Here is a 14,044-nt window from a genome sequence, read left to right on the forward strand (position 1 = left end):
CCGTTGTGTCCAAACCGGTATGTTTGAATCTCCATCCATCGATTAAGGAGCGCCTAAATGAGCTTGCATGGCAGTTACGATTCAGAAAACATTTTTGCCAAAATCATTCGTGGCGATGCACCGTGCTACAAGATTTACGAAGATGATGATGTGTTGGCGTTCCTGGATCTGTTCCCGCAGTCATACGGCCATACCCTGGTGCTTCCGAAGCACGTCGAAGCGCGTAATCTGCTGGATATCGAGCCGGAAAAACTCAGCCAGTTGATTACCGTGGTTCAGCGCCTCGCGCAGGTACTCACCGACGAGCTTGAGCCCGCGGGGGTTCAGATTGCCCAGTTCAACGGGGCGCCAGCCGGACAAACGGTTTTCCATCTGCACTTTCACGTGATTCCAAGATTTGCCGGCGAAGACCTGGCTATTCATGCCAGCAAGATGGCCGACAAGGCTGAGCTGGAAGCGCTGCAGGCGCGATTGCAGCAGCGTATCGGCGCCCTCTGAGGCTATCCTTCGATGCAGGCAGCAACATTGCTGCTTGTATCGTCACCTCGTCTGAACAGTTGCCTGAAGTTTGTCTATTGTTCTAGCAGCAACACGCTGGTTGTTGCCGGGGCTGTAACAGGGCGCGATCAATCCAGCCGCTTCGGATACTTATACTCCGGGGCACACGCTCAGCCGCAAGGCTAACAAGGGATATGTATGCTCAAGTTCAGAGGATGGTCGCTGCGCACTTATGCTGTGTGTGCAATGGTCGTGCTGGTTAGCGCGGTGGGTGCGACCATTGCCGTGCGTTCGTATGAGCGCACGGTTCAGACTGTCTACGATAAATCCCTCGAACAAACCTATAACGCCGCGGAAGACACCGCTGTCGAGTTCCATTACCTGCTGTCGACGGTGCGCGAAGGCTTGAGCCTGTTGGTACTCACCGATTTTTTGCGGACCCCCGACGAGACCGCTCGTATGCGCGCGCTGCCCATGCTGCAGGCCGCGTTGCGGGCAGCTCCCGCGGCGATTTCTTTCTACTACGCAGACAACCAGGGAAATTACCTGTCGCTGGCTGAATTGGCCCATGCCGATCCGCCGGCGCGAGAAACGGCCCCGCCCGGGACTGTGTATGTTTCGCAGAACTTTGTGCGCAAGGCCGATGTACCGAATCTGCAAACCGTCTATTTGCGTGCCGACCTCAGCGAAATAATGCGTGTGCCCGCGCGCGACGTCGAGAATTATGACCCGCGTGAGCGCCCCTGGTTTAAGCAGGCGATAAGCGTCGACCAGATGATTCGCACGCGGCCTTACCGGTTTTATCTGAAGGATACAGCGGGTATCACGATCGCCAAGGCGTCCGATGATGACCAGTTGGTGGTGGGCGCCGACCTGAACTACAGGCTGCTGGATGAAAGCCTGATCCGCAGCCAGCTAACGCCTAATGCAAGGATGGTGCTGGTCAACCGTCAGGGCCAGATATTGGCCAGTAACGACCCCGATCTGTATGACCGCAGGCCCGCTCACGCGCCGCGTTTGAGTACCCTGAAAAAACCTGTAATGAGCACCTTTTCGCGTTTGCTCGACCAGCTGGAGGCGAAGCAGGAGCAAGAAGTCGCCCTCGAAGAGCTTGTGCAAAACGATAAGGAATGGCGGGTTGAGTTGGTTCGGTTGCCTAATACCGGCACTTCAAACATTTACCTTGGCGCTGCAGTGCCCAAGGATGATCTGCTCTCTGAGGTGCGCTCGGTTCGTGATCGGATGTTTCTGGAAACCCTGGCGATCTTGCTGCTAAGCATTCCGTTGGCCATTTGGCTGTCACGTGCCGTTACCGAGCCGATTATCAGGTTGACCCGCCGGGCTGAACGCCTGCGTTTCTTCGATTTTGCCCGTGCGGATGATGTTAAAAGCGAAATCTACGAGATGCAGCAGCTCAATACTGCGCTCTCCGCCAGTCGCGATACATTGGCCGGGTTCATTGACATCATTACCCGCCTGAACGGCGATGCCGATTTCGAGCATTTAATGGCAACGCTGTTGCGCGCAACGACCGAGGCCTCGCATGCGCGCGGCGGTTTGCTCTATGTGCGCACGGCGGTTGATGGCGTTGAATCATTGCGCCTGGCCGATGGGCTCTGGGAAACCTGCCCGCTGAAGTTTTATAAGCTGGACAGCGCTGTGCTGATGTTTTCGGTGACGGATGCCATTGCTCGCAAGCAATCGATCCACTCCCAGGCAAATGCCGAGCACTGCCGCCAACTCGGCTTGCCGGCCAGCGCCTCACTGACGGTGCCGCTGTTCAACCGCAAGGGGCAGGCCGTTGGAGCGCTGGTGCTGTTCCTTGAGCAGGCCTTGGATAATGCGCATATCAGCTTCATCGAGGCGTTAGCCGGGTTTGCTGCCGTGGCCCTTGAAACGCGGGGTTTGATCGGGCAGCAGAAGGCGTTGTTCGAGTCATTGATTCAGTTGGTCGCCAGCGCAATCGATGCCAAGAGCCCTTACACCGGCGGCCATTGCGAGCGTGTGCCGGAGGCCGCCAAGTTGTTGGCCGAGGCGGCCTGTGCCGAGACGCAAGGGCCGTATGCGCAATTTGATATGAGCGATGATGACTGGCATGCGCTGCACATCGGCGCGTGGCTGCACGATTGCGGCAAGGTGACGACGCCGGAATATGTGGTCGATAAGGCCACCAAGCTTGAGACAATCTACGACCGGATTCATGAAATACGCCTGCGTTTCGAGGTGCTCAAGCGCGATGCGCAGATCGATTATCTGGAGGCGTTGAACGCTGGCGCTGACCGTGCCGAGGCCATCGCCGCGCGAGATGCGCAGTGGCAGCAACTGGATGAGGAGTTTGCGTTTATTGCTCGCTGCAACACCGGTAGCGAATTTTTGGGTGAGGAACAATTGCAGCGGTTGCAGGCCATCGCCAAGCGCCGCTGGCTGCGCACGCTGGATGATCGTCTGGGCATTTCCGGCGAAGAGCGCGTCCGTAAAGAGGCGCAACCCGTGGTCGAGTTGCCGGTGTGGGAGGATTTGCTGGCGGATCGGCCGGAACACAAAATTGCCCGGCCGGCGGCTGATTGTCTCGATCCTGACAACCGCTTCGGTTTCAACATGCAGGTGCCCGAGTATTTGTATGACCGGGGCGAGCTGAAAAACCTGTCGATACGCCGTGGCACCTTGACCGAGGAAGAGCGCTACAAGATTAACGAGCACATCATCCAAACCATCAAGATGCTCAACGCCTTGCCGTTTCCGCATGGGCTTGAACAGGTTCCGGAGATTGCGGGCGGCCATCACGAACGCATCGATGGCAAGGGCTATCCCTGCGGTTTAACCGGCGAACAACTCAGCCCGCAGGCCAAGATGATGGCGATTGCCGATGTCTTTGAAGCGTTGACCGCGCGTGACCGGCCTTACAAACCGAGCAAAACCTTGTCGCAAGCGCTGCGTATCATGTCGGGGATGTGCGCGGATGGGCATCTGGACGCCAATTTGCTGAGTATATTCATTCGCTCTGGCGCGTGTATGCGTTACGCAGATCGGTTCCTGGCCACGGAACAAATCGATTGCCGCGACTTGATGGCCTTTTTACCTGATAACCGCACCGATCAAGGCTGAGCAGCAACTGGCGTTTGTTGCAATTGAACTCGGGGGCAGGCGGCGGGTCGGAGCAGACTCGTTAACTGACTCACCGGCGATGATTTCAGCAAGCGCTGAGCAACGCGAGGGCATTCATCTGTTTTTATAGGGTCAAAGGGCCGCAGGTGTATGGCTTCTTCGGCGAGTTTTCTTTATTGTCGCGGCCCGTGCAAAAGACCTGAGTAATCATTATGTTAGAAAACAATTTAAGTCAGTTGGAACAGCTTGTCGGTGCTCTTTTGCAAGAGAATAAAACGCTTCAGGGCAGCAATGCGACGCTGACCAAAGAGTTGCAGACCCTCAAGGAAGAAAACGAGACGTTGCAGCTAGCCGCCCTTGAGCAAGAAGAATTACACGGAGCCACAGCCGCGCGGATTCAGGCGCTGGTCGAGTTGGCCCGCGCCGGTCAATCAGCAGAGGCTGCGCCTAATCAATGAATCGCATGCGCGAAGAGAACGTCTCGGTAATCAATATTCTGGGGCGTGAATACAGCATCAAAACAGCAGAAGGCAAAGCTGAGGCGCTTAGCGAATCGGCACTGATGCTGAAGAAGCTACTGGCCGAAACCAAGCAGGCGTCACCCACTCTGGTGGGCGAGAAACTGTTGGTGCTCGCCGCGTTGAAACTGTGTGCCCAGCAAATCGAACTGCAAGCGCAACATCAGGCGCAGATCGAGGCGTTGGAAGCGCAGATCAACGAGCGCGTCGCTGGGCTGAACAGCCTGATTCGCGAAGCCTGATCTATTTGTCGCGTTGGCAGTTTGCCAACAGCGGCTAATTGCCGATGATTATTGGCCTGCCAGCCAGAGCAAACCGCAACGGTTGTGACTCAAATGGTAAAATCGCGCTCCTTAGCCACTGCTTACACGAGCGGCTAAGTCGCGGTCTGGAGCGCTCAGGCCTTGGCCTGAGCGACATCCTTTTCAACTTTCCATGCCCAGAAAAATATCAGCAAACCGGCCAGTGCCGTGGCGGCGCCTATGTAACCGGTTGAGGTCCAACCGTAACCGGCGCTGATCGCCAGGCCGCCGAGCCATGGGCCAAGGGCATTGGCGATATTGAATGCCGCATGGTTGGAGGCGGCTGCCAGCGTTTGTGCGCCATGCGCGACGTCCATCAGGTGAGTTTGCAGCGCTGGAGACAGCGACACCATGGTGCCGACAGCAAACACGGCCGGGAATACAGTCCACACCGAATGCGCGGCAAACGGGAACAGCATCAGCACCAATGCACTCCACAGCAACAGCCAGGCCACGGCTTTGAATTGCAGCTTATCGAACAGCCAGCCGCCGGCAATGTTGCCCACAATCCCGCCCAAGCCAAACGCGGCTAGCGCGAAGGGAATCCAGTTGGCGCTGAGATGGGTGACTTCGAGCAGCGTTGGCGCCATGTAGCTGAACACGCAGAACATGCCGGCAAATCCGACGGAGCCAATGGCCAACGCGAGCCAGACTTGCGGGCGGTTAAACGCGCGCATTTCCGACAGCGGATTGCTGCGCGCTTGTTGTTTGTCCAGCGGCATGAAGATCGCGACCATGATGACGGTCATAAGGGCGATCAAGCCGACCAGCGCAAACGCATACCGCCAACTGAGTACTTGGCCCAACCAGGTCGCGATGGGGTTGCCAACCAATATGGCAATGGTCAGGCCCATGAGTACACGGCTGACGGCCTTGGCGCGTTTATGCGGTGGCGCCATTGAGGCCGCGACCAGCATGGCGACGCCAAAGTAGGCGCCGTGCGGCAAGCCGGCAAAGAAGCGCACAATCATCAGCGAGTGATAGTCGGGCGCGAAGGCGCTGGCAAAGTTGCCGACCGCAAAGATGCCCATCAATAGCAGTAACAGATGTTTGCGCAACAAGCGCGAGCCGACAATTGCCAGAATCGGCGCGCCAACCACAACACCCAGCGCATAGGCGCTAATGACGTTGCCGACCTGCGGTTCGGTGATCGATAAGTCCTGCGCGACATTGGGCATTAAGCCCATGATCGAAAACTCCCCGGTGCCGATCGCGAAGCCACCGAGCGCGAGCGCTAACTCAATTAATATGATGGCGCGTGTGCTGAGGCGCGACGGGGATTCGGGTGAGACTTGGGACATAAACAGGTTTCCGCAGACGGCTTTTTCGGGCGCGGCATTATCGGCCGCTTTATCCCTGAAAGTAAGTGCAGAACCGCTCTAGGACCATGCTTTACGTTGTTATACGTTATTAGTGATCTTGACTTGACTAACGCCTGCAGCAACCGAACTGGCCGCTCTTTGCCATTAACGAGTCAGCGGCAGCGCCGCACCCATTGCCGCAAACAGGCCGCCACAGCAACGATTGAAGGCTTTGCCACGGCGCTGCAACCAGGGGCGGATGCGGTGAGCGGCATGGGCCAGCACATACTCGATGCAGCCTTCTACCACTGCGAACGTCAGCGCCATAACGGCGAATTGCAGCAGCAAGTCTTCGTTGGGTTGAATGAATTGCGGCAGGAACGCGCCGAAGAACAGAATCACTTTCGGGTTGGATACCGCCGAAAACAGGCCCTGACGGAACAAGGCATTCGAGCTTTTCAACGCTTGGCCCTGAGGAGCCTGCAGATTGATTGCTGGCGCCCGCCACAGTCCGATACCGAGCCAGATCAGGTAAGCGCCGCCAATCCATTTAAGAATGATCAGGGCATTGGCCGACGCGTTCAGCAGGGCGCCGATGCCAAACATAGAGAGGGCCATCAGCGCGACAAAACCGATCACGCCGCCGCTGATGGTCCACAGGGTTCGACGATGGCCATAGAGTGCGCCATGAGTCAGCGCCAACAGGCCGTTCGGGCCGGGAGTGAGTGATAATCCGGTAACGGCCGCCAGATAAATCAGCCAAACATGCAATGCCATCGTCGTGACTCCGTCTTAAACGTTTGCTGCCTCAAAGCTGTCGGCGCGGGCCAGTTGCCACATGCGCTGGTAGAACTCGCCGCAATTTTGCTCGCCGAGCAGTTCGTTTGGCTTGAGGAACAGGTGCTGTTGCGATAGTAGCTTGATTTCGTTCGCCGACATACGTTGCACCAAGTGGCGTGCTTCGAGTTGCGCCGGATGATCAAGGCCTGCCGCCGCCAGCATCTCGGCAAAGGCGTGCAGGGTATTGCGATGGAAACTGTGCACGCGTTCGGCTTTGTCTTCGACAACCAGAGCGCGCTGGCGCAGTGGATCCTGCGTAGCGACACCTGTCGGGCATTTGTTGGTGTGGCACGACTGGCTCTGGATACAGCCGATGGCAAACATGAAACCGCGCGCCGAGTTGGCCCAGTCGGCGCCGTACGCCAGTACGCGGGCGATGTCGAAGGCGCTGATGATTTTACCGCTGGCGCCTATCTTGATCTTGTCGCGCAGGCCGATGCCGACCAGTGTGTTGTGCACGAACAACAGGCCTTCACGCAGCGGCAAGCCAATATGGTTAGTGAACTCCACGGGGGCCGCGCCGGTGCCGCCTTCCTTGCCATCGACCACAATGAAGTCAGGCAGGATTCCGGTTTCGAGCATGGCTTTGGCGATGCCCATGAATTCCCATGCGTGCCCCAGACAAAGCTTGAAGCCGACCGGTTTGCCACCTGAAAGATCGCGCAGTTTGGCGATGAACTCCAGCAACTCGACAGGCGTCGAAAACGCGCTGTGACGAGAAGGGGAAATGCAGTCCTCATCCATTGGAATACCCCTGGTTTCGGATATCTCAACAGTGATCTTGTGCTTCGGCAGAATACCGCCATGGCCCGGTTTAGCACCCTGGCTGAGCTTGATCTCGATCATCCTAACCTGTGGCGAGGTGGCTTGAGCGGCAAACCGCTCCGGGTCGAATTGACCGTCGCTGCTGCGGCAACCAAAGTAGCCACTGCCGAGCTCCCAGATCAGGTCGCCATCGTGGGCACGGTGATAGGCACTGATACTGCCCTCACCGGTGTCGTGGGCGAAATTACCGAGCTTTGCACCCTTGTTCAGTGCGCGAATGGCGTTGGCGCTGAGCGAGCCGAAACTCATGGCAGAGATATTCAGCAGCGAGGCCGAGTAGGGCTGAGTGCACTGCGGGCCGCCAATGTCGATGCGAAAATTGTTCGGGTCCACGAGCGGAGCAGGGCGCATCGAGTGGCTGATAAATTCAAAGCCGGTCTCGTATACATCCAGTAGCGTACCAAAAGGCTTATCGGCCCCCTGATTCTTGGCGCGTGCATAGACCAGTGAGCGCTGCGAGCGCGAGAAGGGTAATTGGTCGTTGTCCGCTTCCAGCAGGTATTGGCGAATCTCGGGGCGAATGGTTTCGACCAGATAACGAATATTGCCCAGAATGGGATAGTTGCGGCGAACCGCCTGACGCGTTTGCAGCAAATCCACGATGCCCACCGCACTCAATGCAGCGCCGATCAGCGTCAGTGGCCACATCCAGTGGTGATCCAAAAATGCCAGGCTGATAAGGGTGAATAAAACGCAGGATGCAAAGAATGAGTAACGGCTGAGTAGTGAAAAATTCATGCTGGTTTCCTGATAGCGGCTCATGGCCCTGAATGTAACCCGAAATAAGCGCTCAGGTTATCCCGTGGGCAAAATCAGGCCTTTTGGAGTGCCAGCATTCAGGGCTTGTTGCAGCAGATGACCAACTGATAGTTCGGTATAAGTCCGCATTGGCCTGCTCGATGGCCCGTCGGGTTAATTTGACCTTGCACCCTGTATGGATAAAACTAGACAGCTTTTAAGTGCTGGCGTTATGCCCGCAATTTATGGGCCTGATAAATCTCAGGGCTCGGCGCTGATAGTTGTTGGCTAAAGTGATCATATAAGTACCCTGCTTCAGGTGTGAGCGTGCCCTGAACACACAGGTTCAGCTCTTTGCCGCCGAGTTGCTGGGAAGTTGACACGGCTTGGTCCTGCTCAGGTTGAGCGGGGCGGGGGCCTGAAATGCGCGTAATTGTCATATTTGCTCTACAGGCTACGAGGCTTCAAGGCTCTGGCTGTGGCACACTCTGTTGTATAGCGCTGGAACCAACAATTTGGCCAGCATGAAAAATACAGTACCTGCGGTCTGCCAACTGCGGGTGTATGCATAATTGGCCGCCTGAGCGGCAGTGAACTAGAGGAATGACCGTGCATAACGTCGTCATTAGCGGTACCGGCCTTTATACCCCGGCTAATAGCATCTCCAACGACGAGCTGGTTGAATCATTCAATACGTATGTAAGCCAATACAACGCGGACAATAGCGATGCCATTGCCCGCGGTGAATTGCAGCCACTCACTGAATCGAGCAGTGCATTCATCGAGAAAGCATCGGGCATCAAGAGCCGCTTCGTCATGGACAAAGACGGCATCCTTGATCCGCAGCGCATGGTGCCGCGGATTGCCGAGCGCACAAATGATGAGTGGGGCGTTCTTTGCGAGATGGCCATTGGCGCCGCTCAGGAAGCTATGGCGCGTGCGGGTAAAACCGCTGCCGACATCGACGGCGTGATTGTCGCCTGCTCGAACCTGCAGCGTGCTTATCCGGCTGTTGCCATCGAAGTTCAGGCGGCGCTGGGCATTCAGGGCTTCGGTTATGACATGAACGTGGCCTGCTCGTCGGCAACGTTCGGCATTCAGGCTGCGACCAACAGTGTTCAGTTGGGGCAGGCTCGCGCGATCCTGATGGTTAACCCGGAGATCTGCACCGGACATCTGAACTTCCGCGACCGCGACAGCCACTTCATTTTTGGTGACGCGGCGACTGCCGTGATTATCGAGCGCAAGGATCAGGCGACCTCCGCCTACCAGTTCGATATTGTCGGCACCAAATTGCTGACTCAGTTCTCCAACAACATCCGCAACAACTTTGGCTTCCTCAACCGCGCAGCAGAAGAGGGCCAGGGCGCCCGCGACAAACTGTTCGTGCAGGAAGGCCGTAAGGTATTCAAAGATGTCTGCCCGATGGTGGCCGAACTGATTGCTGCCCACCTTGAAGAGAACAAGTTGAGCGTCAATGACGTTAAGCGCTTCTGGCTGCACCAGGCCAACCTCAACATGAACCTGCTGATTGCGCGCAAGTTGCTGGGCCGTGACGCCGAGCCAGGTGAGGCGCCGGTTATTCTCGACACCTATGCCAACACCAGCTCTGCAGGCTCAGTGATTGCTCTGCATAAATATCAGGATGATCTGCCGGTCGGGTCGCTGGGTGTGCTGAGCTCGTTTGGCGCAGGCTACTCGATTGGCAGTGTGATTTTGCGCAAAATTTGATGAATTATCCGGACGATAGCGCTTTACTCGCACGGCTTCTGTCGGGCGAGCAAAAAGCATACAGGGAGTTGGTTGCCACCTATCAGGGGGCAATGCGTGCGGTTGCGTTTGCTATTGTGGGCAGCCGTAATGCGGATGAAGTCGTCCAGGATGCATGGCTGGCTGTGGTCAATAATCTCGATGGTTTTCAGGTGCGTTCGAGCCTCAAAACCTGGTTGCTGACCATCACCGCCAATACAGCTAAAACTCGGTTGAAGCATAATCGCCGGGAGGTTCTGATTGACGACCTGCCCGGCCCGCATGGCACCATCGGCGATGAACATTTCGCGGATGATGGCCACTGGTTACTGGCCCCGCATGCGTGGCATCAGGATACTCCCGAGAAGCTGCTCATGGAGGTCGAACTCCGCGAGTGCCTGGAAAAAACATTGGTAAGTCTGTCGGCCTCTCAGGGCAGTGTGTTGTTGCTGCGTGAACGGCAGGGCTTGGAGTTGGAAGAAATTTGTAATCTTCTTGATATATCGCTCTCAAATGTTCGGGTACTACTACACCGGGCGCGCCTTAAAGTGTTCGCGACCCTGGAGCATTTTGAGGAAACAGGTAAATGCTGACTTGCAAGCAACTGGTTGAGCGTTCGGGCGACTTGCTCGACAACAGAATGAGTCTGCGAACGCGGATTTCCATGCGCACGCATTTGCTCATGTGCATCAACTGTCGCCGCTTCATCAAACACATGCGCCTTTCTCAGGCTGTTGTGCGCAGGCTCCCTGTTGAGGAGTCTGCCGCACTTGATTCGCTGGCTGCTCGCTTGTCTGAAATCCGACAAGGAAAGCAGCGCGGTAATCATCAGAGTTAATCTGTGCCACTCCTCGATAGTCCCGACTGCTCGCGGGTTGCAGTCGCGGGTGCTTATAGCTGCTTATAAGTATTCGAAGTAAAAAAAGTTCCGTTGTCACAAAATCTTTATATATCAGCAACCGAGCTGACATATCTCACCGCCAAGATTCCCCCACACAAACGAGCTCAAACACTCGTGTGTTTTACGACTAAAAGTCCATAGGGGAATTTTTCGATGATCTGTAAGCACTTCGCCGGTGTCGCTGCCACCGCTCTGGCAATGGCTGTTTCCACGCAAGTATTCGCCGGCACTGTGACTTCTGATGGGGCTGACATTGTTGTCAAAACCAAAGGCGGTCTTGAAGTAGCCACTACCGACAAAGAATTCAGCTTCAAGCTGGGCGGCCGTTTGCAAGCCGACTACAGCCGCTTCGATGGTTTCTACACCAAAAACGGTGAAACCGCAGACGCAGCCTACTTCCGTCGCGCATTCCTGGAAATCAGCGGTGTTGCTTACACCGACTGGAAGTACGCAATCAGCTACGATTTCGCGCACAACGCCGGCAACTCGGATGACGGCTACTTCGATGAAGCGTCGATTGCCTACACCGGTTTCAAACCATTTAACTTGAAGTTTGGCCGTTTCGATCCGGACTTTGGTCTGGAAAAAGCCACCAGCTCCAAGTCGATCACCGCTATCGAGCGTAACGCAGCCTATGAAGTGGCTGACTGGGTGAACGGCCACGAGAACGGCCTTGGTGCTCAAGCCAGTGGCGTTGCCGGTGACATGTTCTGGTTGTCGGGCGGTATCAGCGCCAAAGACGCCAACGATACCGATGGCGACAGCGTTAAGCAGTTCAACTTGCGCGGTGTATTCGCGCCGATGGCTGAAGCGGGTAATGTCCTGCATGTGGGTGTCAACTACGCCAGCCGTGACCTTGAAGACACAGCTGTCGATGGCCGTATTCGTCCACGTCTGACCGTGCGCGGTGTCTCCACCAACGGCGGTAACGATGCCGGTACCAATGGCAACCGCGCTGTATTCGGTGGCTTCCAGGGCGTTGCTGGTGACTTCGAAAGTGATTCGGTCTGGGGCGCTGAACTGGCCTGGGCAATGGGTCCTTTCTCGGCTCAGGGTGAATACCTGACCCGCACCCTGAAAGCCGATAACGCGATTTACAAAGACATCGACACCGACGGCTACTACGGTCAGGTGGCATACACCCTTACTGGTGAGTCTCGCGGCTACAAGCTCGATGGCGCCAAGTTCGACATCGTTAAGCCTGAAGACAAGCAACTCGGTGCCTGGGAAGTGTTCTACCGTTACGACCACATCAATGTCGATGATGGCAACGTAGTGACCTCGACTGCTACCCGCCAGGTCGGCGATACCGAAGCCAGCATCCACACTGTGGGCCTTAACTGGTACGCCACTGAAGCGGTCAAAGTTGCTGCTAACTACGTAATGCTCAACACCGACAACATCGAAAACGCCGCTGGCGACGATGATGGCGATGCGTTCGTAATGCGCATGCAATACGTGTTCTAAGACACGTTAGTACGAGTGATCGACGCATGAGCCCCTGCGGCTCATGTTGACCTGCGTAACGACTGCCTGCGCAGGTCTCGACGCAGAGCAACAATTGGTGCTCTTTTTAAGCCTCGCTCTCAAGCGGGGCTTTTTTTCATCTGCGCAAAAGGCCAGACTGCGGCCATGAAAACATCACAGCCTTGTTCCATCGACGATCTAGATCCGGGCCAGTGGGACGCACTGGTGCCAGCCGGTCAGCCATTTCTGCGCCATGCCTTTTTGCAAGCGCTGGAACTCAGCGGCAGTGTGGGAGGGCGCTCGGGCTGGAGCCCTGCGCATCAGTCGTGGTTTGATGCACAAGGCACGCTCTGCGCGGCCATTCCCGGCTACCTGAAAAGCCACTCCTATGGCGAGTATGTGTTTGATCACGGCTGGGCCGATGCCTGCGCCCGGGCCGGTATTCAGTACTATCCCAAACTGCTCTGCGCGATTCCGTTTTCGCCCGTCTCTGGTGCACGTTTGCTCGGTACGCCTGAAGCATTGAGCAACATGCTCGATGTGCTGCCAGAAACCTTGGCTGAGCGTGGTTTATCCAGCGCGCATATCAACTTCACCGATCCCAAGGCTGATGGGCTGCTGCAAGGGCGTGAAGGTTGGTTGGAGCGCTACGGTTGTCAGTTCCATTGGCACAATCGCGGTTATCGCGACTTTCAGGATTTCCTCGACACCCTCAGTTCACGCAAGCGCAAACAAATGCGTAAGGAGCGTGAGCAGGTGGCCGCACAGAACCTCGATTTTGACTGGCGTACCGGCAGTCAGTTGTCTGAGCTGGAATGGGATTTCGTATATACCTGCTACGCCAACACCTATCGGGTGCGCAGTCAGTTGCCGTATCTGACGCGGTCATTTTTCAGCCTGCTGGCGCAAAACATGCCAGAGAGTATTCGCGTGGTCATGGCTGTTCAGAACAACCAGCCGATTGCGATGGCATTCAGCCTGATCGATGGCGATAGCCTGTATGGCCGTTACTGGGGATGCCTTGGCGAGTTTGACCGGTTGCACTTCGAGACGTGCTTTTATCAGGGCATGGATTACGCCATCGCCCACGGCATCAAGCGCTTCGATGCGGGTGCGCAAGGTGAGCATAAATTGATTCGCGGGTTTGAACCGGTGATCACCCGTTCCTGGCACTACCTGTGCCATCCGGGGCTGCGCAATGCGGTTGCGGATTTCTTACAGGAAGAGCGGGAGGGTGTGAGCCAGTATGCGAAAGAGGCGTGTAGCCTGCTGCCTTATCGCCAGCAAACCAGCGACTGAGGTCGCGTTAGCCCTGACCTGTACCTGCGGCAGGTCAGGGCAAGGCGTTATACGTTGTGCGGGCCGTTGCCCCACTCCAGGAATTGAATTTTGTGGATTTCGCCTTTGCTGTCCTCATACACAACATTGACCGGTACAACGCCTACTTTCTTCGAGTTGTCCGTGCGGTACAGGACTTTGCTGATGTCTACTTGCATGCCGTATTGATATTTAACTGCCGGAATCCCTGAGCCGGGCTCGCGGTCTACTTCTGCCGCAAATGCAGCAGGTGCAAGGCTGGTGATGAACGCTGTAACGACTGACGCAATTTTCATAATGGCCTTTCCTTAATTCTGGAAGTAACACATCAACTGAAACTCGCAATTGTCATCGAGTGGGTCTGAAGGATTGATTCAGAAGCCTCAGATTCAAAAGCACGAGCAAAGCCCGAAGGCTCAAGCAAGAGGGGTTAAGCTGGTCGCGACCATTTGTCACACCCTGAGCCCGAGATTATGCAATGTT

The 14,044-nt window shown here is 56.1% G+C and carries 13 protein-coding genes; 9 read left to right on the top strand and 4 right to left on the bottom strand.

Going from position 1 to position 14,044, the window contains the following annotated elements:
- Positions 1 to 57 precede the first annotated feature (57 nt).
- The 4 genes from PMYSY11_RS06590 (at position 58) to zapA (ending at position 4,363) form a co-directional block, all read left to right on the top strand.
- A complete protein-coding gene (locus PMYSY11_RS06590) occupies positions 58 to 498 on the top strand; it encodes an HIT family protein (protein ID WP_150548662.1) in 441 nt (146 codons plus the stop codon).
- Between the two features lie 198 nt (positions 499 to 696).
- Complete coding sequence (locus tag PMYSY11_RS06595) at positions 697 to 3,603, top strand: HD domain-containing phosphohydrolase (RefSeq protein ID WP_150548663.1); 2,907 nt, start codon at positions 697 to 699, stop codon at positions 3,601 to 3,603.
- Between the two features lie 212 nt (positions 3,604 to 3,815).
- Entirely contained in the window at positions 3,816 to 4,061 is a 246-nt protein-coding gene (locus PMYSY11_RS06600; RefSeq protein ID WP_069901505.1) for a hypothetical protein, read from the top strand.
- Entirely contained in the window at positions 4,058 to 4,363 is a 306-nt protein-coding gene (gene zapA, locus PMYSY11_RS06605) for a cell division protein ZapA (protein ID WP_069901506.1), read from the top strand. The genes PMYSY11_RS06600 and zapA overlap by 4 nt, the downstream gene beginning before the upstream one ends.
- Before the next feature lie 155 nt (positions 4,364 to 4,518).
- On the opposite strand, the gene PMYSY11_RS06610 is transcribed toward zapA, so the two are convergent.
- From PMYSY11_RS06610 to PMYSY11_RS06620, 3 genes are all read right to left on the bottom strand, one after another.
- On the bottom strand, positions 4,519 to 5,724 hold the full coding sequence (locus PMYSY11_RS06610) for an MFS transporter (RefSeq protein WP_150548664.1): 1,206 nt from the start codon (positions 5,722 to 5,724) through the stop codon (positions 4,519 to 4,521).
- Between the two features lie 165 nt (positions 5,725 to 5,889).
- Positions 5,890 to 6,501 (bottom strand): LysE family translocator, encoded by a 612-nt coding sequence (locus tag PMYSY11_RS06615; RefSeq protein WP_069901508.1) that lies wholly within the window; start codon positions 6,499 to 6,501, stop codon positions 5,890 to 5,892.
- A gap of 15 nt (positions 6,502 to 6,516) precedes the next feature.
- Positions 6,517 to 8,127, bottom strand: coding sequence for an FMN-binding glutamate synthase family protein (locus tag PMYSY11_RS06620; protein WP_150548665.1), 1,611 nt, complete (start codon positions 8,125 to 8,127; stop codon positions 6,517 to 6,519).
- Between the two features lie 609 nt (positions 8,128 to 8,736).
- Between PMYSY11_RS06620 and PMYSY11_RS06625 the strand changes: the two genes are divergently transcribed.
- The 5 genes from PMYSY11_RS06625 to PMYSY11_RS06645 all read left to right on the top strand — a co-directional run bounded on the left by PMYSY11_RS06625 (position 8,737) and on the right by PMYSY11_RS06645 (position 13,543).
- Entirely contained in the window at positions 8,737 to 9,858 is a 1,122-nt protein-coding gene (locus PMYSY11_RS06625) for a beta-ketoacyl-ACP synthase III (RefSeq protein ID WP_069901895.1), read from the top strand.
- A complete protein-coding gene (locus tag PMYSY11_RS06630; RefSeq protein WP_150548666.1) occupies positions 9,858 to 10,469 on the top strand; it encodes an RNA polymerase sigma factor in 612 nt (203 codons plus the stop codon). The genes PMYSY11_RS06625 and PMYSY11_RS06630 overlap by 1 nt, the downstream gene beginning before the upstream one ends.
- Positions 10,463 to 10,714: a zf-HC2 domain-containing protein gene (locus PMYSY11_RS06635; RefSeq protein ID WP_069901510.1), complete on the top strand. Its 252-nt coding sequence runs from the start codon at positions 10,463 to 10,465 to the stop codon at positions 10,712 to 10,714. Before PMYSY11_RS06630 ends, PMYSY11_RS06635 begins: the two co-directional genes overlap by 7 nt.
- A gap of 216 nt (positions 10,715 to 10,930) precedes the next feature.
- Positions 10,931 to 12,244: an OprO/OprP family phosphate-selective porin gene (locus tag PMYSY11_RS06640; protein ID WP_150548667.1), complete on the top strand. Its 1,314-nt coding sequence runs from the start codon at positions 10,931 to 10,933 to the stop codon at positions 12,242 to 12,244.
- Between the two features lie 165 nt (positions 12,245 to 12,409).
- Positions 12,410 to 13,543, top strand: a complete 1,134-nt coding sequence (locus PMYSY11_RS06645; protein WP_150548668.1) for a GNAT family N-acetyltransferase — start codon at positions 12,410 to 12,412, stop codon at positions 13,541 to 13,543.
- 47 nt (positions 13,544 to 13,590) lie between these two features.
- Here PMYSY11_RS06645 and PMYSY11_RS06650 read toward each other — a convergent pair whose 3' ends face one another.
- Complete coding sequence (locus PMYSY11_RS06650; protein WP_069901513.1) at positions 13,591 to 13,857, bottom strand: DUF2790 domain-containing protein; 267 nt, start codon at positions 13,855 to 13,857, stop codon at positions 13,591 to 13,593.
- Between the last annotated feature and the right edge of the window lie 187 nt (positions 13,858 to 14,044).

This window comes from Pseudomonas marincola, assembly GCF_900682675.2.
Taxonomy (GTDB): domain Bacteria; phylum Pseudomonadota; class Gammaproteobacteria; order Pseudomonadales; family Pseudomonadaceae; genus Aquipseudomonas; species Aquipseudomonas marincola.